Here is a 23,194-nt window from a genome sequence, read left to right on the forward strand (position 1 = left end):
CTAACCCTTGGCGCCTTTGGAAGCGTCCGCATGGAGGTCAAAAACCAGCGAGCGCAGCCACTGGTTCGCCGGGTCCTTGTGGAACTTGGCGTGCCAGAACATGTTGATGGCGATTTTGGGCAGCTTGACCGGGTGCGCCAGGTACCGCAGTTCAAAGGGGACGGCCATGCGCTCGGCCAGCCGCTCCGGCACCGTGGCCACCAGATCGGTGGACTGCAAGATGTGGCCCACGGCAACGAAGTGAGGCACTTTGAGTTTCACCTGCCGCTGCGGCGAGTGGTTGTCCAGTATCTCGTCCACCTGCCCATGGCCGGTGCCCGCAGAGACGATGGCCACATGGTCCGCACCGAAGAAGTCCTGCAGGCGGATCTTTTTCTGATCCAGCCGATGGCCTTTGCGAAACATGCAGACGTAGTTCTGCTCGAACAGACGGCGCTGAAAAAAGCCCGCCTTCAGCTGCGGCAGCAGGCCCACGGCCAGGTCCACCTGGCCCGACTCCATGGCGTCCTTCAGGTTGGTGGCCGTATTGCGCACGGTGCTGATGGTGACCGAGGGCGCGACTTCTTCGATGCGCTGCATCAGTTGCGGCAGAAAGTAGATCTCGCCAATGTCCGTCATGCCGACGGTGAAGCTGCGTTTGCTGGTGCGCGGGTCGAACGTGTTTCTGGCGTTCACGGCTCCATGAATCATGCCCAGCGCATACCCCACCGATTCCGCCAGTTGTTCTGCAAACGGCGTGGGCTGCATGCCGCTGGCCGTGCGGGTGAACAGCTCGTCGTCAAACAGCTTGCGCAGCCGCGCCAGCGCATTGCTCACCGCAGGCTGGCCAAGGCCCAGGTTTTCCGCCACCTTGGAAACCTTGCGTTCGGCCAGGAGCTGGTTGAAGACCACCAGAAGATTCAGATCAATGTCCTTCAGCTCCATCGATTGCCTCCGTAACTATTGATTTGGATGATATTCAACATTCACATCATCGCGTTGACTGATTTTCTCGCCGATCTGATCATCGCCTCCATCGACCCCTTCCCGGGGAATCGACCCACAAAAACATCAGAGACAACACCCGAGACAACGGACGATGGAAATCCACGTACGCCCCTTGCAGCGCACGCTCAACGTCGCTCCTGGCGCCAATCTGCTCGACGCGTTGCGCAACAACGATGTGCCGATTTCGCACAGCTGCATGGCCGGGCGGTGCGGCACCTGCCGCTGCAAGATCGTGGCAGGACAGGTGCTCGACTCAGGGCGCGAGGTCCAGCAACCGCTGACGGCACAAGACTCCTACGTCCTGGCCTGCCAGACCTTCGTGACGGAGCCCTGCACGGTAGAGATCCCCGAACCCGACGAAGTGGTCGTGCACACGGCACGCATCATCAAGGCCACGGTGGTGGCCATAGAAGATCCCACCCACGACATCAAGCGGCTGGTTCTCCAGCCCGCTAAAGCACTCGATTTTTCGCCCGGCCAGTATGCGCAGCTGCAGTTCACGCCAGCGCATGTGCGGCCCTATTCCATGGCGGGCACAGCCCAGGACGACATGCTGGAGTTCCACGTTCGACTGGTCCCGCAAGGCCGTGTCACCGGCTATGTGGCGAACGAGCTTCGCGTGGGCGATACGGTGCGCGTGAGCGGTCCGATGGGCTCTGCCTACCTGCGCCGCCAACACACAGGGCCCATGCTGTGCGTAGCAGGCGGCACAGGGCTGGCGCCGATTTTGTCCATCGTTCGCGGCGTGGTTGCCGCCGGCATGGGCAACCCCATCCACCTGTACTTCGGCGTGCGGTCCGAGCGCGATGTCTATGGCGTGGAATGGCTGCAAGCGCTACAGCGCCAGCACCCACAGCTTCAGGTGCACGTCGTGGTCGCGTCCGGCCCGGCACAAGGGCATCGCACCGGCCTGGTGACCGACGCCATTGCCCGGGACTGGCGCAGCCTGGAAGGCTTTCGCGCCTACCTCTGCGGCGCGCCGCCGATGGTCGAGGCCACTGCCTTGCTGGTAAGGCAAATGGGCGTGTTGCCAGAGCAGGTGTACGCGGATGCGTTTTATGCCAGTGGCACGTGAGCCCCACAAAACAACCCAGGAGACAGCAATGAGCACACCCGCCAAGGAAGTCTTTCCCAGCCAGATGCGATGGGAAACCGAAGGCAGCAGCCGAATACCGTTCATGGCCTACACCGGTGAAGACCTGCACAAGAAGGAGCTGGAGCGCTTCTTCTACCGGCAGCACTGGAACTATGTCGGGCTGGAGGCCGAGGTGCCGAACGTGGGCGACTTCAAGCGCACGGTAGTGGGAGAACGCTCGGTCATCATGGTCCGCGACGCGAGCGGTATCCAGGTGGTCGAGAACGTGTGCGCCCACCGCGGCATGCAGTTCTGCCGCGAGCGCCATGGCAACAAGAAGGACTTTGTCTGCCCCTACCACCAGTGGAGCTACACGCTACAAGGCGATCTGCAAGGGGTGCCCTTTCGCCGTGGCGTCAAGCAGGACGGCAAAATCAACGGGGGCATGCCAGCAGATTTCCAGACGGCGGACCATGGCCTCAACAAACTCAAGGTGGCCACCCGGGGCGGCGTGGTGTTTGCCAGTTTTGACCACGATGTGGAATCGCTCGAAAACTTTCTGGGGCCGGACATCCTGTCGTACTTTGACCGGCTCTTCAACGGCCGGCGCCTGACGATACTGGGCTACAACCGCCAGCGCATTCCGGGCAACTGGAAGCTCATGCAGGAGAACATCAAGGACCCCTACCACCCCGGCTTGCTGCACACCTGGTTTGTGACCTTTGGCCTCTGGCGGGCAGACAACAAGAGCGAGCTGAAGATGGATGCACGCCACCGGCATGCCGCCATGATCTCCACCCGGGGCCAAGCGGGAAAGGCCGAACAGGTCACCCAGGTGTCCAGCTTCAAGGAGAGCATGCAGCTCCACGACGCGCGGTTTCTGGACATCGTGCCCGAGCCCTGGTGGGGCGGGCCCACAGCGGTCATGATGACGGTGTTCCCCAGCGTCATCTTTCAGCAGCAGGTCAACAGCGTCTCCACGCGGCACATCCAGCCGGACGGGCACGGGGCCTTCGATTTCGTATGGACGCACTTCGGGTTTGAGGACGACAGCGCGGAGATGACACAGCGCCGTCTGCGGCAGGCCAACCTGTTCGGCCCGGCGGGGTTTGTGTCTGCCGACGACGGGGAGGTGATCGAGTTTTCGCAAGAAGGTTTTGAAAGCAAGCCCTACCACCGCGCCCTGGCCGAGTTGGGGGGAAAGACGGTGGAGAACACCGATCACATGGTGACCGAAACACTCATCCGCGGCATGTACGCTTACTGGCGTGAAGTGATGGAGGGCTGACCATGAGCACTACGCCCCACATTGCTTTTGATGATTACCTGGCCATCTCGCGCCTGTACTCCGAGTACGCACTGGCAGTGGACTCTGGTGACTGGGACCTGTGGCCCGAATTCTTCACGGAGGACTGCACGTACAAGCTGGTGCCCCGCGAGAACCACGAACGCGGATTCCCCCTCGCAACACTGCTGTTCGAAAGCAAAGGGATGCTCAAGGACCGCGTCTACGGCATCCGCGAAACGCTGTTCCACGACCCCTACTACCAGCGCCATGTGGTCAGCGCGCCCGTGGTCCTTGCCGCGAGCGAGAACCGTTTCGAGGCCCAGGCGAACTACGCAGTGTTCCGCACCAAGCTCTCGCGCGAGTCCACGGTGTTCAACGTGGGGCGGTACATCGACGTGATCGAACGCACCCCGGCAGGGCTCAAGTTCGCGACGCGCCTTTGTGTGTACGACAGCGAAATGATCCCCAACTCCATCATCTACCCCATCTGAACCACCATGAACGAAACCTCCTGGATCGACGCCGCCAGCGAAGCCGAAGTACCCGACGACGATGTCATCGGGTTGCAGGTGGGTGAGCACAACATTGCGCTGTACAAGGTGGATGGCAGTGTGTTTGCGACCGACAACATCTGCACCCACGGGCACGCGCGCCTGTGCGATGGCTTTCTGGACGGCCATGAAATCGAGTGCCCCCTGCACCAGGGGAAGTTCGATGTCCGCAATGGCAGCCCCACCTGCGCACCGGTCACCGAGCCATTGAAGTGTTACCCCGTGCGCATCGACGGAGGGCGCGTGTTTCTTCAGATGGACGACAGGGCATGAACCCCACCTGAAGAAAACTGTAGCCGCTGAACCTGCGGTGTTCAGCGGCTACTGATATCAAGCATGAGCACCCTGCAGCGCAGGGTGCCTCAGCCCATCACCCCACCCACTTGCGCGCGTTGCGCCAGATGCGCATCCAGCCGCTGTACTGGGCCTTGTCCTCGCTGGTCCAGCTCATCTGCACGTTGCGGAACACGCGCTCGGGGTGCGGCATCATGGCCGTGAAGCGGCCGTCAGCCGTGGTCACGGCCGTCAGGCCGCCCGCACTGCCGTTGGGGTTGAACGGGTACTGCTCCGTGGCGCGGCCGTGGTTGTCCACGTAGCGCATGGCGGCGATGGCCTTGTCGGCATTGCCACGGTACTTGAAGTTGGCATAGCCCTCACCATGCGCCACGGCGATCGGCAGACGGCTGCCCGCCATGCCTTGCAAGAACAGGCTGGGGGATTCGAGCACTTCCACCAGCGACAGGCGGGCCTCGAAGCGTTCGCTCTGGTTGGTGGTGAAGCGCGGCCAGTCTTGCGCGCCGGGGATGATGTCGGCCAGCTCGGCAAACATCTGGCAGCCATTGCACACGCCCAGACCAAACGTGTCCGTGCGGCCAAAGAAGCCCTGGAACTGGGCTGCCAGCACGGGGTTGAAGGTGATCGAACGCGCCCAGCCGATGCCCGCGCCCAGCGTGTCGCCGTAGCTGAAGCCACCGCAGGCGACCACGCCCTTGAAGTCTTCGAGCTTGACGCGGCCGGTCTGCAGATCGGTCATGTGAACGTCGTAGGCCTCAAAGCCCGCCTCGGTGAAGGCGTAGGCCATTTCGATGTGCGAGTTCACGCCCTGTTCACGCAGGATGGCGACCTTGGGTTTGGCAAGGCTCAAATACGGCGCGGCCACATTGTCAGCGGCGTCGAACGTGAGGTGCACATGCATGCCCGGGTCGGTGGGCTCACCTGCCGCCGCGTGCTCGGCGTCGGCGTTGGCGGGGTTGTCGCGCTGCTGGCAGATCTTCCAGCTCACGGCATCCCACACCTGGTGCAGGTCGGCCAGCGAGGCACTGAAAACGGCCTTGGCATCGCGCCACACCTGCAGCTCGCCCTTGCCCGCATCGATGGACGACGAGGCGGGGCGGGTCTTGCCGATGAAGTGGCTGAACTTGGACAGGCCGTGCTCGCGCAGGGTCTGCATCACCTCATTGCGCTCGCTGGTCTTGACCTGCAGCACCACGCCCAGTTCTTCGTTGAACAGGGCTTTGAGCGTGAGTTCTTCGCGGCGCGCGCTGACTTGGCCCGACCAGTTTTTGGCATCGCCCACTTCGGCGCGGCTGTCGCTGATACCGTCGCCTTCGGTCACCAGCAGGTCCACATTGAGCGACACACCCACATGGCCTGCAAACGCCATTTCTGCCACTGCGGCCAGCAGGCCACCGTCGCTGCGGTCGTGGTAGGCCAGGATTTGGCCCTTGGCGCGCAGTGCGTTCACCGCGTTGACGAGGTTGACCAGGTCTTTGGGGTCGTCCACATCAGGCACCACATCGCCGCTCTGGTCCAGCGTCTGGCCCAGAATGCTGCCGCCCATGCGGTTCTGGCCCTTGCCCAGGTCGATCAGCACCAGGGTCGTGTCGGCCTCGGTGGCGTCGAGCTGGGGTGTGAGCGTGCCGCGCACGTCGGACAGTGAAGCGAATGCGCTCACGATCAGGCTGACGGGGGATGTGACTTTCTTCTTGTCCGCGCCTTCACTCCACTGCGTGCGCATGGACAGGCTGTCCTTGCCCACGGGGATGGAGACGCCCAGCGCGGGGCACAGCTCCATGCCCACGGCCTTCACGGTTTCGTAAAGCGCGGCGTCTTCGCCGGGTTCGCCACAGGCGGCCATCCAGTTGGCCGACAGCTTCACGCGCGGCAGCTCGATGGGTGCGGCCAGCAGGTTGGTGATGGCTTCTGCCACGGCCATGCGGCCAGAGGCAGGGGCGTTGATGGCGGCCAGCGGGGTGCGCTCGCCCATGCTCATGGCCTCGCCTGCAAAGCCTTTGTAATCGGCCAGCGTCACGGCGCAATCGGCCACGGGCACCTGCCAGGGGCCGACCATCTGGTCGCGGTGGCTGAGGCCGCCCACGGTGCGGTCGCCGATGGTGATGAGGAAACGCTTGGACGCCACCGTGGGGTGGGCCAGCACGTCGATCACGGCCTTTTGCAGCGGCACGCCGGTCAAGTCCATGGGTGCGAATTCGCGTATCACGGTCTTCACGTCGCGGTGCATCTTGGGCGGCTTGCCCAGCAGCACGTTCATGGGCATGTCCACGGGCAGCTTCTGGTCTTCAGCCGTCGCAGCGGGGTCGTGCAGCACCAGCTGACGCTCTTCGGTGACGGTGCCGATCACCGCAAACGGGCAGCGTTCGCGTTCGCAGAATGCCTGGAACAGGGGCAGCGACTCGGGCGCAATCGCGAGCACGTAGCGCTCTTGCGACTCGTTGCTCCAGATTTCCTTCGGGCTCATGCCCGACTCTTCGAGCTGCACGGCACGCAGGTCAAAGCGTGCGCCACGGCCCGCGTCGTTGGTCAGCTCAGGGAAGGCGTTGGACAAACCACCTGCGCCCACGTCATGGATAGCCAGGATGGGGTTGGCCGCGCCCTGCGCCCAGCAGTGGTTGATGACCTCTTGCGCACGGCGCTCGATCTCAGGGTTGCCGCGCTGCACCGAGTCAAAGTCCAGCTCAGCCGCATTGGTGCCGGTGGCCATGGAGCTGGCCGCGCTGCCGCCCATGCCGATGCGCATGCCGGGGCCGCCCAGCTGGATCAGCAGCGAGCCTGCAGGGAATTCGATTTTCTTGGTCAGCTCGGCATCGATCACGCCCACGCCGCCCGCGATCATGATGGGCTTGTGGTAGCCACGCTGCACGCCGCCCACGTTCTGCTCGTATTCGCGGAAGTAGCCGTTCAGGTTGGGGCGGCCGAACTCGTTGTTGAAAGCGGCGCCGCCCAGGGGCCCTTCGACCATGATCTGCAGCGGGCTGGCAATGTGCTCAGGCTTGCCCACGGTGCTGCCCCAGAGCTTGGACACGGTGAAGCCTGTGAGGCCGGCCTTGGGCTTGGAGCCCCGGCCGGTGGCGCCTTCGTCGCGGATCTCGCCGCCTGCACCCGTCGATGCGCCCGGGAAGGGGGAGATGGCCGTGGGGTGGTTGTGCGTTTCCACCTTCATCAGCACATGCTGGGTGACGCTACTTTTCTGATAGCTATTAGCGCTTGATTCACTAGCGCTTGCGGCCATTTTGGCTACAAAACGCTCGACCTGATGGCCTTCCATGACCGAGGCGTTGTCCGAATACGCAATCACCGTGTGCTGGGGCGCCAGCTGGTGCGTGTTGCGGATCATGCCGAACAGGCTCTTGTCCTGCGCCACACCGTCGATGGTGAACTGGGCGTTGAAGATCTTGTGGCGGCAGTGCTCGCTGTTGGCCTGCGCGAACATCATCAGCTCCACATCAGTGGGGTTGCGCTTCAGGCCCGTGAAGGCGGTCACGAGGTAGTCGATTTCATCGTCGGCCAGCGCCAAGCCAAAGCGGGTGTTGGCGGCTTCCAGAGCCTTTCGTCCTTGTTCGGGGCCACCGGCCAGCACGTCCACATGCTCCATGGGGGCAGGCTGCAGTTCGGTGAACAGGGCTGCGGCAGCGCTGCGGTCGGCCACCACGGATTCGGTCATGCGGTCATGCAGCAGCGCGGCGACTTGGCCCAGTTGCCCGGCGGTCAGCTCGGGCGTCTTGCCCAGCAGGCCCGATTTCAGGCTGATGCGGTATTCGGTGATGCGCTCGACGCGGCGGATGGCGATGCCGCAGTTGCGCGCAATGTCCGTGGCCTTGGAGGCCCAGGGTGACAGCGTGCCCAGGCGGGGCGTGACGATGAGCACGGCGCCGTCTTCGGGGCCTGCGTAGGGGTCGCCGTAGGTCAGCAGCGCGGCCAGACGTTCTTGTTCGGCGGGCGTGGGGGCCGCATCGGTGGCGACCAGATGCACGAAACGCGCTGCAATGCCACTGATCTTGGGGTGGATCGCCTCCAGGGCGGGTTGAAGTTGCTGGGCGCGGAAGGTGCTGAGGGCGTTGCCGCCCGCCAGCGTGGTCATGTGCAAGGTCACGGTAGCGGCCTGTTGGGGGGTGTCAGGGGTAGAGGGTGGCTCCGGGCGCCAGCGTGCAACCAGCACCGGAGCCCTCCATTTTACCGGGCAAGCCCAGGCCGCCTGCGCGGCTGGGGGGCCGATGGGATAATTGCGGCATGAGCATCACCATCAAAAGCGCCGAGGACATCGAGGGCATGCGCGTGGCCTGCCGCCTGGCCTCCGAAGTGCTGGACTACATCACGCCGCACATCAAGCCCGGCATCACCACCAAAGAGATCGACCGCCTGGGCGCCGAATGCATGGCCCAGCAGGGCACCATCTCGGCCACCGTGGGCTACCAGCCGCCGGGCTACCCGCCCTACCCGGCCTCGCTGTGCACCTCGGTCAACCATGTGGTGTGTCACGGCATCCCCAACGACAAGCCGCTCAAGAAGGGCGACATCGTCAATGTGGACGTGACCGTGATCACCAAGCACGGCTGGTACGGCGACAACAGCCGCATGTTCCTGATCGGGGAATGCTCCATCGCCGCCAAACGGCTGTCAGCCCTGACCTTTGAAGCCATGTGGCACGGCATCGTGCAGGTCAAGCCCGGCGCACGGCTGGGGGATATCGGCCACGCAATCCAGAAGTTTGCCGAAGGGCACGGCTTCTCGGTGGTGCGCGAGTTCTGCGGCCACGGCATCGGCAAGAAGTTCCATGAAGAGCCGCAGGTGCTGCACTACGGCAAGCCCGGCACGCTCGAAGAGCTGCTGCCCGGCATGGTGTTCACTATCGAGCCCATGATCAATGCGGGCCGCCGCGAGGTGAAGGAACACGGCAACGACGGCTGGACCATCGTGACCAAGGACCACAGCCTGTCGGCCCAGTGGGAGCACACGGTGCTGGTCACGCCCACGGGGTATGAGGTGATGACGCTGTCGGCTGGATCGCCCCCCCTGCCGTCCTTTGTGACAGCCACCAAGACCTGACGCGGCGGCGGGGCCACCGGGTCCCGCGCCGCTGGCTGCCGCTTGCACAACTCTTGCATGGCTTTTTCATGGCCTCCCACGATACTTACCGACCATGACTGAACTCCATGCCCTGCGCGATGCCTACCGCAGCGACAAGGCCGCGCTGCTGGCGGCCATGCAATCCACCGGCGCATCGACGCGCGGTATCCGCGTGCTGCTGCGCAAGCTGTCGTCGCTGGCGGGCAACCTGCTGCAAACCCTGTGGCAGCGCGCCCAGCTGCCCAATGACATGGCCCTGGTGGCGGTCGGTGGCTTTGGGCGCGACCAGCTGTTCCCCTACTCCGATGTCGATGTCCTGCTGCTGCTGCCCGACGGCACGGCGCCCGAGGCCGGCAGCGCCTTGCGCACCAAGCTCGAAGGCTTCATTGGCAGCTGCTGGGACACGGGCCTGGAGATCGGATCGAGCGTACGCACCGTGGCCGAGTGCCTGGCCGAGAGCGCGGGCGATGTCACCGTACAGACCTCGCTGCTCGAATCCCGTCTGGTGTGCGGCAATGCCGCGCTGTTTGCCGAGTTCCAACGCCAGTACCGGGCGCAGATGAACCCCCAGGCGTTTCTGGTCGCCAAGACGCTGGAGATGCGCCAGCGCCACACCAAGTACGAGAACACGCCCTATTCGCTGGAGCCCAACTGCAAGGAGTCGCCCGGCGGTCTGCGCGACCTGCAGATGATCCTGTGGGTGTCCCAGGCGGCCGGTCTGGGCAGCAACTGGAAGGAGCTGGCTGCCAGCGGCATGGCCACGGCCTTCGAAGTGCGCCAGATCGAGCGCAATGAGGCGCTGCTCTGCCTGATCCGTGCCCGCCTGCATGCGGCGGCCGGGCGGCACGAAGACCGCCTGGTGTTCGACCTGCAGACGGCCGTGGCCGAGTCGTTCGGCTACCGCTCGCAGGCACCCGACGGCTCGCGCCTGCCCATGCGGGCCAGCGAAAGCCTGATGCGCCGCTACTACTGGGCAGCCAAGGCGGTGTCGCAACTCAGCCAGATCCTGCTGCTCAACATCGAGGAGCGCCTGAACCCATCGACCCACGAGCCACGTCCGATCAACGAGCGCTTCTTCGAGAAGGCGGGCCTCATCGAAGTGGCGAGTGACGACCTCTACACCCGCGACCCGCATGCGATCCTGGAAACCTTTCTGCTGTACCAGACCACGGTCGGGCTCAAGGACCTGTCGGCGCGCACCCTGCGCGCGCTGTACAACGCACGCGGCGTGATGGACAGCGCCTTCCGGCGCGACCCGGTCAACCGCGATGCCTTCATGCGCATCCTGCAGCAACCCTCGGGTATCACCCATGCCATGCGGCTGATGAACCAGACCTCGGTGCTGGGGCGCTACCTGTGGCCGTTTCGCCGCATCGTGGGGCAGATGCAGCATGACCTGTTCCACGTCTACACGGTGGACCAGCACATCCTGATGGTGCTGCGCAACGTGCGCCGCTTCTTCATGGCCGAGCACGCGCACGAATACCCGTTTTGCTCGCAGCTGGCGGGCGGCTGGGACAAGCCGTGGATTCTTTACGTGGCCGCGCTGTTCCACGACATTGGCAAGGGGCGAGGCGGCGACCACTCACAAATCGGCGCAGAGGAAGTGCGGCGCTTTTGCCGCCAGCACGGGGTGGACCGCGAAGATGCCCGACTCATCGAGTTTCTGGTGCGGGAGCACCTGACCATGAGCACCGTGGCGCAAAAGCAGGACCTGAGCGACCCGGATGTGATCGGCGCCTTTGCGCAACGTGTGGGCAACGAGCGCAACCTCACGGCGATGTACCTGCTCACGGTGGCAGACATCCGCGGCACCAGCCCCAAGGTCTGGAACGCCTGGAAGGGCAAGCTGCTGGAAGACCTGTACCGCGCCACGCTGCGCACCCTGGGTGGCCGTGCACCCGACGCAGCCGCCGAGATCGAGGCCCGCAAGCGCGAGGCACTGGTGCTGCTGGCGCTCAACGCCCTGCCCTTTGAAGCACACAAGGCGCTGTGGGCCACGCTCGACGTGAGCTACTTCATGCGTCATGACGCGGCCGACATTGCCTGGCACACACGCCATCTTTCGCGCCACGTGGGCGCGGCCAAACCGGTGGTGCGCGCCCGGCAGTCGCTGGCGGGCGATGGCCTGCAGGTGATGGTCTACGCCGCTGATCAAGCCGACCTGTTCGCGCGCATTTGCGGCTACTTCGACCGCGTCGGCTTCAGCATCCTGGACGCGCGGGTGCACACCGCCAACAACGGCTATGCGCTGGATACCTTCCAGGTGGTGGCCTCTTCGGCATCTGAACAGCCCGGGCACTACCGCGAGCTGACCCACATGGTCGAGAGCGACCTAATGCGCGTGATTGAGGAAGGCGGCCCGCTGCCCGAGCCCACCCGCAAGCGGGTATCACGCCGGGTCAAGAGCTTCCCGGTCGCGCCCCGCGTGACCCTGCGACCCGACGAAAAGGCGCAGCGTTGGCTGCTGGCTATCTCTGCCAGCGACCGTGCGGGCCTGCTGTATCTGGTGGCCCGCATCCTGGCGCAGCATCACCTGAGCGTGCAACTGGCCAAAGTGAGCACCCTGGGCGAACGGGTGGAAGACACCTTCCTCATCCAGGGCCCTGAGCTGCAGAACAACGCGCGCCAGATCCAGATCGAGACCGAGCTGCTGCAGGAACTGTCGTCCTGACCCGGCGGGCGTGGGTCAAGCGTGTAGGTCAGGCTCAGTCGTCCTCGTTGGCGCTGATCTCCGGGAACAGCACCTCGGTGAATCCGAACTGCGTGAAATCACGCACCCGCATGGGGTATAGCTTTCCGATCAGGTGATCACACTCATGCTGTACGACACGCGCATGAAAACCGTCTACCGTCCGGTCAATGGGATCGCCATACAGGTCGAAGCCTGTGTAGCGGATGCGTGACCAGCGGGGCACCTTGCCACGCAAACCCGGCACGGAAAGGCACCCTTCCCAGTCTTCTTCCTCTTCTGCCCCCAGAGGCGTGATCACCGGGTTGAGCAGGACGGTGGGTGGCACCAGCGGCCGGTTCGGATAACGCGGGTTGCGGTCGTTGGAGCCAAAGATGACCAGTTGCAGATCCACCCCGATCTGCGGTGCGGCCAGCCCGGCTCCGTTCACCGACGCCATGGTCTCGAACATGTCGCGCACCAGCTGGTGCAATTCATCGGTATCGAATACGGTCACTGGCTGGGCCACGCGCAGCAGGCGGGGGTCGCCCATTTTCAGAATGGTATGGATGGTCATGTCGTGAGGGAGTTGGATGCAGCACAAGCCGCTCGCGGGGCGGCATGCCATTCAGCATAACGCGCAGTACGACTCCACGGCGCTGCACGAGTTTGTGAATGGACAGGGCTGTTTTTCGATTCGGGCCCAATTTTGTGTATATAATCTAAGTCTTGTTCCTCGATAGCTCAGTCGGTAGAGCGCCGGACTGTTAATCCGTAGGTCCCTGGTTCGAGCCCAGGTCGAGGAGCCAAGAATTTGCAGGCCCTGCATGAGTAAAGCGGGGCCTTTCAATTAGTTAATCGATAGATACCGATCATTCCTCGATAGCTCAGTCGGTAGAGCGCCGGACTGTTAATCCGTAGGTCCCTGGTTCGAGCCCAGGTCGAGGAGCCAATCAAAAAGCCCTGCACTTCCGAAGTGCGGGGCTTTTTTTTCGCCATCCCCGCCGCGGCGTGGAAAACGCTGCATGCCAGACAATGGTGGATTTGCGCCCCCCCCAGCATGCCCCCACAACTGCCCTGGCTCGAACCCCACGCCCCCTTTCCCACACCAACCCTTGCGTGGGGGGAAGGCGATCCCGCGCCGGGCCTGCTGGCAGCAGGCGGCGCGCTGGATGTGGCCAGCCTGTGCGCTGCATATGCACAAGGCACGTTTCCCTGGTATGGCCCCGGGCAGCCCATCCTGTGGTGGGCACCTGATCCTCGCATGGTGCTGCCAGTGGCTGAGTTCAGGTTGCGCCGCTCGCTGCGCAAAAAGCTGCAGGCATTTCGCAGACAGGCGGCGCACTGCGAAATCCGCATCGACAGCGCGTTCCGGGACGTCATCACCGCCTGCTCCACCAAGGAACGCGAAGGCCAAGCTGGCACCTGGATCGTTCCGGAGATGGTCGAGGCCTACACCGAACTGCATCTGGCAGGCCATGCCCACAGCGTGGAAACCTGGGTCGATGGGCAACTCGTCGGGGGCCTGTACTGCGTGGCGCTGGGTCGCGCGGTGTTCGGAGAGTCCATGTTTGCACATGAAACCGACGCCTCCAAGATCGCCCTGTCGGCCCTGGTCTGCCTGTGCCGCCGTCATGGCATCACCTTGATTGACTGCCAGCAAAACACGCAGCACCTCGCCTCCCTGGGCGGACGGGAGATACCCCGGGCCGATTTCCTGCAGCATGTGGACAGCGCGCGACAGCAGCCCCCCACCCCCTGGCAATTTGAGCCCGTATACTGGGACGAGCTGCTGCCACCCAAGACCGATCCGGCATGACGCAACTCAACGACCTTCCGCTGCAAACCCTGCAGTTTTACGCGACAGCGCCCTACCCCTGCAGTTACCTGCCGGACCGGCAGGCACGGTCGCAGGTCGCCACCCCCAGCCACCTGATCCAGAGCGACCTTTACTCCGATCTGGTCGCCAAGGGGTTTCGCCGCAGCGGCATGTTCACGTATCGCCCCTATTGCGATGGCTGCCAGGCCTGCACCCCGCTGAGGGTTCTTGTCAACGAGTTCAAGCCCGACCGCAGCCAACGGCGCGCTGCTGCACGCCACGGCCAACTCCAGGCCCGGGTGTTGCGGCTGTGTTTTGTGCCCGAGCACTACCAGCTGTACCTGCGCTACCAGAACGGCCGCCACGCGGGCGGCGGCATGGACCATGACAGCATCGACCAGTACACGCAATTTCTGCTGCAAAGCAGGGTGAACTCCAGGTTGGTGGAGTTTCGCGAGACCGACGCGTCCGGCGAACCCGGGGCGCTCAAGATGGTCTCCATCCTCGATGTGCTCGATGACGGCCTGTCTGCCGTATACACGTTCTACGAGCCTGAACCCCATTGCAGCTATGGCACCTACAACGTCATTTGGCAGATCGCGCAAGCCCATTCACTGGGTCTGCCCCATGTGTACCTGGGTTACTGGATCGAAACCAGCCCCAAGATGAGCTACAAAGCACGCTTCCTGCCCCATGAAATCCGCACCGAAGGGGCTTGGCGCCGGGTCCCAGGCGCCGCGCAAGCGAGTCCCTGAACACGCGTTCACATTTCACAAGATAAAATGCAGCGGCCTTTGCACCATTGCCGCTCATGAAAAAAACCGATCCCAGCATCTCCCCCAAACCCAGCGTTCAGGTGCTTGAGCGCATGTTCACACTGATCGACGTTCTGGCCTCACGGGAAGAAGCGATTTCCCTCAAGGAGATCAGCGAAAAAACCGGGCTGCATCCCTCCACCACCCACCGCATCCTCAACGACCTGACCATCGGCCGTTTTGTTGACCGCCCCGAATCAGGCAGCTACCGATTGGGCATGCGACTGCTGGAGCTGGGCAACCTGGTGAAAGCACGCCTGAGCGTTCGTGATGCGGCGCTCACCCCCATGCGCGCACTGCACAAACTGATCCAGCAGCCCGTGAACCTGAGCATGCGCCAGGGCGATGAGATTGTGTATGTGGAGCGGGCCTACAGCGAGCGGTCGGGCATGCAGGTGGTGCGCGCCATTGGCGGCAGAGCGCCTCTGCACCTGACCTCGACAGGCAAGCTCTTCCTTGCGCTGGATGACCCCCAGCGCGTCCGCGCCTATGCCACCCGTACCGGTCTGGCAGGCCACACTCGCAACAGCATCACGCAGCTGCCGTTGCTGGAGCGAGAACTGGCCAAGGCCCGCCAGTACGGTATTGCTCGCGACAACGAAGAGCTGGAGCTGGGCGTGCGCTGCATGGCGGCCGGTGTGTATGACGATCAGGGCAAACTGGTCGCAGGCCTCTCCATTTCGGCCCCTGCGGATCGTCTGGATGAAGGCTGGCTGCCCAAACTGCAGGCTACAGCGAATGAGATTTCACTGGCCTTGGGCTATACGCCACCGAGCGTCGAAGCCAGTCACACGCCCCTCACCAGCCAACGTACCGAATTGCGCTGACGCTCCAATAGGGCTAGGCAACGCTGTTCTGAGCGAGGCAACGGCAATGTATTGATGCAGGCGGTCCAATAGCCGGTGCCGTCTGGCCGTCACTGCTACACCCTTTCACACTGACAAGGCGCACACAGCCCCGGCCGTCAGCTGCATGCACAAGTGCATACCTACCCAGGGCTCGCAAACGCAAAATAAAAACGCCTGACAGAACAAGCCTGCCAGGCGTATGTCGTGCATTCAGCGAATCAGCCGTTGGTGCTACGTGCCGCCTGCAAAGGAGCTGCCAGCGCCGGGTTGGACTCCACCCAACGACGAACCCGCTCAGCATCACCCAGTCGGCTGAACTTGCCCGCGGAGTCAAGGAACACCATGATCAGCTTGCGCCCTGCCACTTGGGCCTGCATCACGAGGCAACGGCCCGCCTCGGAGATATAGCCGGTCTTTTGCAGGCCGATATCCCAGGTGGGGTTCTTCACCAGTCCGTTGGTGTTGTTGTACTGCAGCGTCTTGTGTCCCACGGCCACCTCAAAGCCGGGCGATGTTGACAGTTCGCGCAACAAGGGATCTCCGTGCGCCACGCCAACCAGCGTTGCAAGGTCGCGGGCACTGGACTGGTTGCGGCTGGACAGACCGGTGGGCTCGACGTAGTGGGTGTCGTTCATTCCCAGCGACTTGGCTTTGGCATTCATCAGGGCCACAAAAACTTCCAGGCCACCCGGGTAGGTGCGGCCCAGCGCATGGGCAGCGCGGTTCTCGCTGGACATCAGCGCCAGGTGCAGCATTTCGCCACGCGTGAGCGTCGTGCCCACTGTCAGGCGAGACCGGCTCCCCTTTTCGGTATCCACATCATCCTGGGTGATCGTGACAGGCTCATCCATGGGCAACTTGGCCAGGGAGATCAACATACCCGTCATGAGCTTGGTCAACGACGCAATCGGAAGCACCGCCTGATCGTTCTTGCGCAGCAAGACCTCGTGCGTATCTTGGTCTACCACCAAAGCCACGCTGGACTTGAGATCCAGCGGGTCATTGACTTCATGCAAGCCCGCCATCTGACCAAAAGAAGGCTTGGCAGGCACATACGCTACCTTGGTGGGTGCTTTGGCTGTGCGGGCGGCGACACGGGTAGGCTTGACGCTGGCAGCCACCTTGCGCTGTGCGACGGTACGCTTGGCGGTGGCGGCACTGACCTGCTGCTTTTTGGCCCCTTGTTTTTTGACATCTGCCGCGTGTGCGGCGGGCGAAATGAGGGCAGCGCTCACAAGCGCGAAACCCACCCACTGGAAAAATCGATTCACTGCAACGTTGCGGCGATGGTGCATCAAAGTGCTCCAAACGGTAAGAATTATGGGGCAGTGTACAGAATCAAAAAAAGTCGCACAAGATCAATACCTTGCGCGACTTTCCGAGAAAGTGAGTGAATTATAAAGAGATCGTTCAGCCTTGTGCGGCCACGCGATCTGCTTTACTTTGTAACTTGTTCAAAGCGCTGAGATAGGCCTTCGCCGATGCCACGACGATGTCCGGATCTGCGCCCACCCCGTTCACGACACGCCCGCTGTTCTGCAACCGCACAGTGACCTCGCCCTGGCTCTCGGTGGAGCCGCTGATGGCGTTGACGGAATACAGCACCATCTCGGCACCGCTTTTCACGTGCGATTCGATGGCCTTAAGCGAGGCATCAACCGGGCCGTTGCCCTCCGCCTCGCCGCGCACCTCTTGTCCATCCACCGTGAACACGATGCGCGCACGCGGCTGCTCTCCGGTTTCACTCTGCTGGAACAACGAGACAAAGCCGTATTGCTCCTTCTCAGCCGTCACGCTCTCGTCGCTGACCAGCGCGAGGATGTCCTCGTCAAAAATCTCGCTCTTGCGGTCGGCCAGCTCCTTGAACTTGGCAAAAGCCACATTGATCTCGGTTTCGCTGTCGAGCTGCACACCCAGCTCCTGCAAGCGCTGCTTGAAGGCGTTGCGACCGCTGAGCTTGCCCAGCACGATCTTGTTGGCACTCCAACCCACGTCTTCGGCGCGCATGATTTCGTAGGTGTCGCGGGCCTTGAGCACGCCGTCCTGGTGGATGCCACTGGCGTGCGCAAACGCATTGGCGCCCACCACAGCTTTGTTGGGCTGCACCACAAAGCCCGTCGTCTGGCTCACCATCCGGCTGGCGGCCACGATGTGCTGGGTGTCGATCCCCAGATCCAGCCCGAAATAGTCCTTGCGGGTCTTCACTGCCATCACAATCTCTTCGAGCGAGCAGTTGCCAGCGCGCTCTCCCAGGCCGTTGATCGTGCATTCCACCTGGCGTGCGCCACCGATCTTCACACCTGCCAGCGAATTCGCCACAGCCATGCCCAGATCGTTGTGGCAGTGCACGGACCAGATGGCCTTGTCGCTGTTGGGAATGCGTTCGCGCAGCGTCTTGATGAAGTTGCCGTACAGTTCGGGCACGGCATAGCCCACGGTGTCGGGCACGTTGATGGTGGTGGCGCCTTCGGCGATCACCGCTTCGAGCACGCGGCAGAGGAAGTCTGGGTCGCTGCGGTAGCCGTCTTCGGGGCTGAACTCGATATCGGCAACAAGGTTGCGGGCAAAGCGCACGGATTGTTTGGCCTGCTCCAGCACCTGCTCCGGCGTCATGCGCAGCTTCTTCTCCATGTGCAGTGCGCTGGTGGCAATGAACGTGTGGATGCGCGCGCTGTTGGCACCCTTGAGCGCTTCGGCCGCCCGCGAGATGTCGCGGTCGTTGGCACGCGAAAGCGAGCAGATGGTCGAGTCTTTGATCGCATTGGCAATGGCCTGCACTGCCTCGAAATCACCGTTGGAGCTGGCGGCAAAGCCAGCCTCGATCACATCCACCTTAAGACGCTCCAGCTGGCGCGCAATGCGCAGCTTTTCGTCTTTGGTCATCGAGGCGCCGGGGGACTGCTCGCCATCGCGCAAGGTGGTATCGAAAATGATCAGTTTGTCAGCCATGTTGTTCTCCTGGTATCGGTGGGGGGGACCCGCAACGTCAAAAATCTGGCGCCCAAAACAAAAGGCCCGTTGCGGGTGCATACGGGCCTTTGTGGAAAAAGTGTGCGCGTGCGCCTACTGTCTCCGCCCGTGGGGAGGTAGCAGTAGAGCCAGTGCAAACTTGTTCATGCAACGCAATGTAGCACAACTGCGCGGCAGCGGAGGCGATGGTCACTTGTGCAACCCGCGCTCGTCGGGCTCATCGGTCGAGGTGCTGATCACGCTGCTGTGCTGGCCCTTGGCCTTGCGCCAGGCATACACGGCGTAACCAGACAGCCCATAAAAAACAAACACGCCAAACAGCACGACGGGGGGATGGATGTTGATGACGGCAATGCCTAGCGCTATGAGCACGATGGCTGCAAAGGGCACGCTCTTTTTCATTTGCACGTCCTTGAAGCTGTAGAACGGCACATTGGTCACCATGGTGAGTCCCGCATACAACGTGAAGGCAAACATGATCCATGTCACCTGACTCCAGGTCAGCCAATGGTCTTCGCCTGGACGCACGCCCAGCTCGGTCATCAACCAGATGAACCCCGCCACCAGAGCCGCAGCCGCCGGCGAAGGCAACCCCTGAAAGTAGCGCTTGTCCACCACGCCAGTGTTCACGTTGAAGCGAGCCAAGCGAAGCGCTGCACACGCACAGTACACGAAAGCGGCAATCCAGCCCCAGCGGCCCAGGCCCTGAAGTGACCACTCATAAGCAATCAGGGCCGGCGCAGCGCCAAAAGACACCATGTCCGACAGTGAATCCATCTGCTCGCCAAATGCACTCTGTGTGTTGGTCATGCGGGCCACGCGGCCGTCAAGGCTGTCGAGCACCATGGCGCAGAAAACGCCTACGGCCGCTTGGTCAAAGCGGCCATTCATCGCCATGACGATGGAATAAAAGCCACCAAATAGAGCCGCCAGCGTGAACAGGTTGGGAAGGATGTAGATGCCTTTGCGCCTTTTGCGCACCATCACACCGGGGTTCTCGGTGGACTCATTGCCGTCATGCATCAAACAGACCTCCAGTGCCCACGCAAATTACGTAAGCAGCTATTAAATTTATAGTGTTAAGCCATCCGCTGCGGGGAAGCAGGCCGTCCAGCGCGCAAAAGGCAAAGGCCGCAGTGTAGCGCCTGCGCATGGGCCGCCTGGCAACGAAAAAGGCCACCGAAGTGGCCTTGGGATGCTTCGCTCGGAAGTATCAGTTGCGGGTCTGGTCGACCAGCTTGTTCTTGGCGATCCAGGGCATCATGGCGCGCAGCTGGCTTCCCACCTTTTCGATGCTGTGGTCGGCCGTGTTGCGGCGGCGGGCCGTCATCGATGGGTAGTTCAGGCGACCTTCCTGGATGAACATCTTGGCGTAGTCGCCGTTCTGGATGCGCTTCAGGGCATTGCGCATGGCGGCGCGCGACTGCTCGTTGATCACTTCAGGGCCGGTCACGTACTCGCCGTACTCGGCGTTGTTCGAGATCGAGTAGTTCATGTTGGCAATGCCGCCTTCGTAGATCAGGTCCACGATGAGCTTGAGCTCGTGCAGGCACTCGAAGTAGGCCATTTCAGGAGCGTAGCCAGCTTCGACCAGGGTTTCGTAACCCATCTTGATCAACTCGACGGCACCGCCACACAGCACGGCCTGTTCGCCGAACAGGTCGGTCTCGGTTTCTTCCTTGAAGTTGGTCTCGATGATGCCGGCCTTGCCGCCGCCGTTGGCAGCTGCGTAGCTCAAGGCCAGGTCACGGGCCTTGCCGGACTTATCCTGGTGCACAGCGACCAGGTGGGGCACGCCGCCGCCTTGGGTGTAGGTGTTGCGCACGGTGTGGCCTGGGGCCTTGGGGGCCACCATCCACACGTCCAGGTCAGCGCGGGGCACGACCTGGTTGTAGTGCACGTTGAAGCCATGGGCAAAGGCCAGCGAAGCGCCTTGCTTGATGTTGGGTTCCACGTTGTTCTTGTACACGGCTGCGATGTCTTCGTCGGGCAGCAGGATCATGACCACGTCAGCGGCCTTCACGGCGTCGTTGACTTCCATCACCGTCAGGCCAGCCTTGCCAACCTTGTCCCACGATGCACCGCCCTTGCGCAGGCCGACCACAACCTTCACGCCGCTGTCGTTCAGGTTTTGTGCGTGGGCGTGGCCTTGGCTACCGTAACCAATGATGGCCACGGTCTTGCCCTTGATCAGGCTCAGGTCGGTGTCTTTGTCGTAGAAAACTTTCATGGGTCGCTCCGGTTGAAATGCGTTGTTAGGGGTTGAAATGGGAAAAAACGGGGTGAATTGTCTTACACGCGCAAAATGCGCTCGCCGCGGCCGATGCCGCTGGCCCCCGTGCGCACGGTTTCGAGGATGGCCGTGCGGTCAATGGCCTGCAGGAAGGCGTCGTTCTTGGACTGGTCGCCCGTCAGCTCGATGGTGTAGCTCTTCTCGGTCACGTCGATGATGCGGCCACGGAAGATGTCGGCCATGCGCTTCATCTCCTCGCGCTCCTTGCCCACGGCGCGCACCTTCACCATCATGAGCTCGCGCTCGGTGTAGGCGCCTTCGGTGAGGTCTACCACCTTCACGACTTCGATCAGGCGGTTCAGGTGCTTGGTGATCTGCTCGATCACGTCGTCGGAGCCCGTGGTCTGGATGGTCATGCGCGACAGCGATGCATCCTCGGTGGGCGCCACGGTGAGCGATTCGATGTTGTAACCACGGGCCGAGAACAAACCCACGACGCGGGAAAGAGCGCCAGGCTCGTTTTCCAGCAAGACAGCAATGATGTGTTTCATGATGAAGAGATTCCTCTTTTCGCTGCCCTCCCCCATGCACGGTAATGCATGGGCTTGGCAGGCAATAGATTCGTCAAAAAAATGGGCGCTATCTATTCGATAGCTGATAGCGCATGAAAAACGTGCGCTTGGGGCTGATTTGGCTTAAAGGTCTTCCGACCCCAGCAGCATTTCGGTGATGCCCTTGCCGGCCTGCACCATCGGGAACACGTTCTCGGTGGGGTCGGTGCGGAAGTCCATGAATACCGTACGGTCCTTGAGCTTGCGGGCCTCGCGCAGCGCTGGCTCCACGTCTTGAGGACGCTCGATCAGCATGCCCACGTGGCCATAGGCCTCGGCCAGCTTCACGAAGTTGGGCAGCGCGTCCATGTAGCTGTGGCTGTAGCGGCCGGAGTACTCGATCTCTTGCCACTGGCGCACCATGCCCAGGTAACGGTTGTTCAACGAGCAGATCTTGATCGGCGTGTTGTACTGCAGGCAGGTGGACAGTTCCTGTATATTCATCTGCACCGAACCTTCGCCGGTGATACAGAACACTTCGGACTGTGGCTTGGCCAGCTTGATGCCCATGGCGTAAGGGATGCCCACGCCCATCGTGCCCAGGCCACCGGAGTTGATCCAGCGGCGCGGCTCGTCAAAACGGTAGTACTGCGCCGCCCACATCTGGTGCTGGCCCACGTCGGATGTGATGTAGGTATCACCATCCTTGGTCATGTTCCACAGCGTTTCGACCACGTACTGGGGCTTGATGACGTCGCCGCTGCCCATGCTGTACTTCAGGCATTCACGCTTGCGCCAGCCCTCGATGGTGTCCCACCAAGCAGCCAGGGCACCGGCGTCGGGGCGGGTGCTGCTCTCGCGGATCATGGAGATCAGCTCGGTGAGCACATCCTTCACGTCGCCGACGATCGGAATGTCCACCTTCACGCGCTTGGAGATGCTCGACGGGTCAATATCAACGTGGATGATCTTGCGGTCGTTCTGTGCGAAGTGCTTGGGATTGCCGATCACGCGGTCGTCAAACCGGGCGCCCACAGCCAGCAGCACGTCGCAGTTCTGCATGGCGTTGTTGGCTTCGATAGTGCCGTGCATGCCCAGCATGCCCAGGAACTTGCGGTCGCTGGCAGGGTAGGCGCCCAGGCCCATCAGCGTGTTGGTGACAGGGTAGCCCAGCATGTCCACCAGCGTACGCAGCTCGTTCGTGGCATTGCCCAGCAACACCCCGCCGCCGGTGTAGATATAGGGGCGCTTGGCAGCCAGCAGCAGTTGCAGCGCCTTGCGGATCTGGCCGCCATGCCCCTTGCGCACGGGGTTGTACGAGCGCATTTCCACCGTCTGGGGGTAGCCGGTGTATGGCACTTTCTTGAACGACACGTCCTTGGGCACGTCCACCACCACAGGGCCGGGGCGGCCGGTGCGTGCGATGTGGAAGGCCTTTTTCATCGTCGCGGCCAGATCGCGCGGGTCCTTGACGAGGAAGTTGTGCTTGACGATGGGACGGGTGATGCCGACCGTGTCGCACTCCTGGAAGGCATCCAGCCCGATCGCGGGCGTGGGCACCTGGCCAGAGATGATCACCATGGGGATCGAATCCATGTACGCGGTGGCGATGCCGGTCACGGCATTGGTCAGACCGGGGCCAGATGTCACCAGCGCTACGCCCACCTCGCCTGTGGCTCGGGCATAGCCGTCCGCAGCATGCACGGCCGCCTGTTCGTGGCGCACCAGCACGTGCTGGATGGTGTCTTGCTTGTACAGCGCGTCGTAGATGTACAGGACCGCACCGCCGGGGTAGCCCCAGATGTACTGGACGTTCTCGGCCTGAAGCGACTTGATGAGGATCTCGGCACCCATGAGGTCCTGAGATGCGGAAGCGGGGGATGCGTTGCCCTGCGAAGCAGCGGCTGCTGAAGAGATTTCAGCTTTGGAGATTTCCATGATCGATCAACCTTTGTGAATTTCTCTGACGAAAAACCTTGGGTGCCCCTCGCACGCGCTCTTGTGAAGCCAGCTTGGGACTTG

The 23,194-nt window shown here is 62.5% G+C and carries 18 protein-coding genes and 2 tRNA genes; 11 read left to right on the forward strand and 9 right to left on the reverse strand.

Annotated features, from left to right (window positions below; translation table 11 throughout):
• On the reverse strand, window positions 1-924 hold the full coding sequence (locus DNK89_RS04055) for a LysR family transcriptional regulator (protein ID WP_015013727.1): 924 nt from the start codon (window positions 922-924) through the stop codon (window positions 1-3).
• 154 nt (window positions 925-1,078) lie between these two features.
• On the opposite strand from DNK89_RS04055, the gene DNK89_RS04060 reads away from it, so the two are divergent.
• Genes DNK89_RS04060 through DNK89_RS04075 form a run of 4 tightly spaced genes read left to right on the forward strand, consistent with a single transcriptional unit; the run spans window position 1,079 to window position 4,174 of the window.
• Complete coding sequence (locus DNK89_RS04060; protein WP_060987730.1) at window positions 1,079-2,062, forward strand: 2Fe-2S iron-sulfur cluster-binding protein; 984 nt, start codon at window positions 1,079-1,081, stop codon at window positions 2,060-2,062.
• Window positions 2,063-2,090: 28 nt separating this feature from the next.
• Window positions 2,091-3,350, forward strand: coding sequence for an aromatic ring-hydroxylating dioxygenase subunit alpha (locus DNK89_RS04065; protein WP_015013725.1), 1,260 nt, complete (start codon window positions 2,091-2,093; stop codon window positions 3,348-3,350).
• 2 nt (window positions 3,351-3,352) lie between these two features.
• Window positions 3,353-3,841 carry an aromatic-ring-hydroxylating dioxygenase subunit beta gene (locus DNK89_RS04070; RefSeq protein ID WP_203422186.1) on the forward strand — a complete coding sequence of 163 codons (489 nt, stop codon included), beginning with the start codon at window positions 3,353-3,355 and terminating at the stop codon, window positions 3,839-3,841.
• A gap of 6 nt (window positions 3,842-3,847) precedes the next feature.
• Window positions 3,848-4,174 (forward strand): non-heme iron oxygenase ferredoxin subunit, encoded by a 327-nt coding sequence (locus DNK89_RS04075; RefSeq protein WP_110958991.1) that lies wholly within the window; start codon window positions 3,848-3,850, stop codon window positions 4,172-4,174.
• A 97-nt stretch (window positions 4,175-4,271) separates the two neighbouring features.
• Here the strand turns inward: DNK89_RS04075 and purL are convergent, their stop codons facing one another.
• Window positions 4,272-8,291 (reverse strand): phosphoribosylformylglycinamidine synthase, encoded by a 4,020-nt coding sequence (purL, locus tag DNK89_RS04080; RefSeq protein WP_110958992.1) that lies wholly within the window; start codon window positions 8,289-8,291, stop codon window positions 4,272-4,274.
• 137 nt (window positions 8,292-8,428) lie between these two features.
• Between purL and map the strand changes: the two genes are divergently transcribed.
• Entirely contained in the window at window positions 8,429-9,244 is an 816-nt protein-coding gene (gene map / locus DNK89_RS04085; protein ID WP_110958993.1) for a type I methionyl aminopeptidase, read from the forward strand.
• Window positions 9,245-9,338: 94 nt separating this feature from the next.
• Window positions 9,339-11,939 carry a [protein-PII] uridylyltransferase gene (locus tag DNK89_RS04090; protein ID WP_110958994.1) on the forward strand — a complete coding sequence of 867 codons (2,601 nt, stop codon included), beginning with the start codon at window positions 9,339-9,341 and terminating at the stop codon, window positions 11,937-11,939.
• A 34-nt stretch (window positions 11,940-11,973) separates the two neighbouring features.
• Here DNK89_RS04090 and def read toward each other — a convergent pair whose 3' ends face one another.
• Complete coding sequence (gene def / locus DNK89_RS04095; protein ID WP_110958995.1) at window positions 11,974-12,513, reverse strand: peptide deformylase; 540 nt, start codon at window positions 12,511-12,513, stop codon at window positions 11,974-11,976.
• Window positions 12,514-12,669: 156 nt separating this feature from the next.
• Here def and DNK89_RS04100 point away from each other — a divergent pair.
• The 5 genes from DNK89_RS04100 to DNK89_RS04120 all read left to right on the forward strand — a co-directional run bounded on the left by DNK89_RS04100 (window position 12,670) and on the right by DNK89_RS04120 (window position 15,397).
• A tRNA-Asn gene (locus tag DNK89_RS04100) sits at window positions 12,670-12,745 on the forward strand.
• A 67-nt stretch (window positions 12,746-12,812) separates the two neighbouring features.
• Window positions 12,813-12,888, forward strand: a tRNA-Asn gene (locus tag DNK89_RS04105).
• A 108-nt stretch (window positions 12,889-12,996) separates the two neighbouring features.
• A complete protein-coding gene (gene aat, locus DNK89_RS04110) occupies window positions 12,997-13,755 on the forward strand; it encodes a leucyl/phenylalanyl-tRNA--protein transferase (RefSeq protein WP_110959195.1) in 759 nt (252 codons plus the stop codon).
• Window positions 13,752-14,510 (forward strand): arginyltransferase, encoded by a 759-nt coding sequence (locus DNK89_RS04115; RefSeq protein ID WP_110958996.1) that lies wholly within the window; start codon window positions 13,752-13,754, stop codon window positions 14,508-14,510. Before aat ends, DNK89_RS04115 begins: the two co-directional genes overlap by 4 nt.
• 56 nt (window positions 14,511-14,566) lie before the next feature.
• Entirely contained in the window at window positions 14,567-15,397 is an 831-nt protein-coding gene (locus DNK89_RS04120) for an IclR family transcriptional regulator (protein ID WP_110958997.1), read from the forward strand.
• Between the two features lie 239 nt (window positions 15,398-15,636).
• Here DNK89_RS04120 and DNK89_RS04125 read toward each other — a convergent pair whose 3' ends face one another.
• The 6 genes from DNK89_RS04125 to DNK89_RS04150 all read right to left on the reverse strand — a co-directional run bounded on the left by DNK89_RS04125 (window position 15,637) and on the right by DNK89_RS04150 (window position 23,110).
• The gene (locus DNK89_RS04125; RefSeq protein WP_110958998.1) at window positions 15,637-16,713 is read right to left on the reverse strand and encodes a serine hydrolase; all 1,077 of its coding nucleotides are present in this window, start codon (window positions 16,711-16,713) and stop codon (window positions 15,637-15,639) included.
• 115 nt (window positions 16,714-16,828) lie between these two features.
• Complete coding sequence (locus DNK89_RS04130; RefSeq protein ID WP_060985654.1) at window positions 16,829-18,367, reverse strand: 2-isopropylmalate synthase; 1,539 nt, start codon at window positions 18,365-18,367, stop codon at window positions 16,829-16,831.
• Between the two features lie 210 nt (window positions 18,368-18,577).
• Window positions 18,578-19,411 carry a CDP-diacylglycerol--serine O-phosphatidyltransferase gene (pssA, locus tag DNK89_RS04135; RefSeq protein ID WP_015013661.1) on the reverse strand — a complete coding sequence of 278 codons (834 nt, stop codon included), beginning with the start codon at window positions 19,409-19,411 and terminating at the stop codon, window positions 18,578-18,580.
• Window positions 19,412-19,601: 190 nt separating this feature from the next.
• Window positions 19,602-20,618, reverse strand: coding sequence for a ketol-acid reductoisomerase (gene ilvC / locus DNK89_RS04140; protein WP_015013660.1), 1,017 nt, complete (start codon window positions 20,616-20,618; stop codon window positions 19,602-19,604).
• A gap of 62 nt (window positions 20,619-20,680) precedes the next feature.
• Window positions 20,681-21,172, reverse strand: a complete 492-nt coding sequence (gene ilvN / locus DNK89_RS04145; RefSeq protein ID WP_015013659.1) for an acetolactate synthase small subunit — start codon at window positions 21,170-21,172, stop codon at window positions 20,681-20,683.
• A gap of 144 nt (window positions 21,173-21,316) precedes the next feature.
• Window positions 21,317-23,110, reverse strand: coding sequence for an acetolactate synthase 3 catalytic subunit (locus tag DNK89_RS04150; RefSeq protein WP_110958999.1), 1,794 nt, complete (start codon window positions 23,108-23,110; stop codon window positions 21,317-21,319).
• Window positions 23,111-23,194 lie beyond the last annotated feature (84 nt).

The organism is Acidovorax sp. ST3 (assembly GCF_003231145.1).
Taxonomy (GTDB): Bacteria; Pseudomonadota; Gammaproteobacteria; order Burkholderiales; family Burkholderiaceae_C; genus Acidovorax.

Coding starts and splice junctions, on each gene's coding strand:
- DNK89_RS04120 (WP_110958997.1), top strand. CDS start 14,567: ATGAAAAAAACCGATCCCAGCATCTCCCCCAAACCCAGCGTTCAGGTG.
- aat (WP_110959195.1), top strand. CDS start 12,997: ATGCCCCCACAACTGCCCTGGCTCGAACCCCACGCCCCCTTTCCCACA.
- DNK89_RS04065 (WP_015013725.1), top strand. CDS start 2,091: ATGAGCACACCCGCCAAGGAAGTCTTTCCCAGCCAGATGCGATGGGAA.
- map (WP_110958993.1), top strand. CDS start 8,429: ATGAGCATCACCATCAAAAGCGCCGAGGACATCGAGGGCATGCGCGTG.
- DNK89_RS04150 (WP_110958999.1), bottom strand. CDS start 23,110: ATGGAAATCTCCAAAGCTGAAATCTCTTCAGCAGCCGCTGCTTCGCAG.
- DNK89_RS04090 (WP_110958994.1), top strand. CDS start 9,339: ATGACTGAACTCCATGCCCTGCGCGATGCCTACCGCAGCGACAAGGCC.
- DNK89_RS04075 (WP_110958991.1), top strand. CDS start 3,848: ATGAACGAAACCTCCTGGATCGACGCCGCCAGCGAAGCCGAAGTACCC.
- DNK89_RS04070 (WP_203422186.1), top strand. CDS start 3,353: ATGAGCACTACGCCCCACATTGCTTTTGATGATTACCTGGCCATCTCG.
- def (WP_110958995.1), bottom strand. CDS start 12,513: ATGACCATCCATACCATTCTGAAAATGGGCGACCCCCGCCTGCTGCGC.
- pssA (WP_015013661.1), bottom strand. CDS start 19,411: ATGCATGACGGCAATGAGTCCACCGAGAACCCCGGTGTGATGGTGCGC.
- DNK89_RS04115 (WP_110958996.1), top strand. CDS start 13,752: ATGACGCAACTCAACGACCTTCCGCTGCAAACCCTGCAGTTTTACGCG.
- DNK89_RS04130 (WP_060985654.1), bottom strand. CDS start 18,367: ATGGCTGACAAACTGATCATTTTCGATACCACCTTGCGCGATGGCGAG.
- ilvN (WP_015013659.1), bottom strand. CDS start 21,172: ATGAAACACATCATTGCTGTCTTGCTGGAAAACGAGCCTGGCGCTCTT.
- DNK89_RS04055 (WP_015013727.1), bottom strand. CDS start 924: ATGGAGCTGAAGGACATTGATCTGAATCTTCTGGTGGTCTTCAACCAG.
- ilvC (WP_015013660.1), bottom strand. CDS start 20,618: ATGAAAGTTTTCTACGACAAAGACACCGACCTGAGCCTGATCAAGGGC.
- DNK89_RS04060 (WP_060987730.1), top strand. CDS start 1,079: ATGGAAATCCACGTACGCCCCTTGCAGCGCACGCTCAACGTCGCTCCT.
- DNK89_RS04125 (WP_110958998.1), bottom strand. CDS start 16,713: ATGCACCATCGCCGCAACGTTGCAGTGAATCGATTTTTCCAGTGGGTG.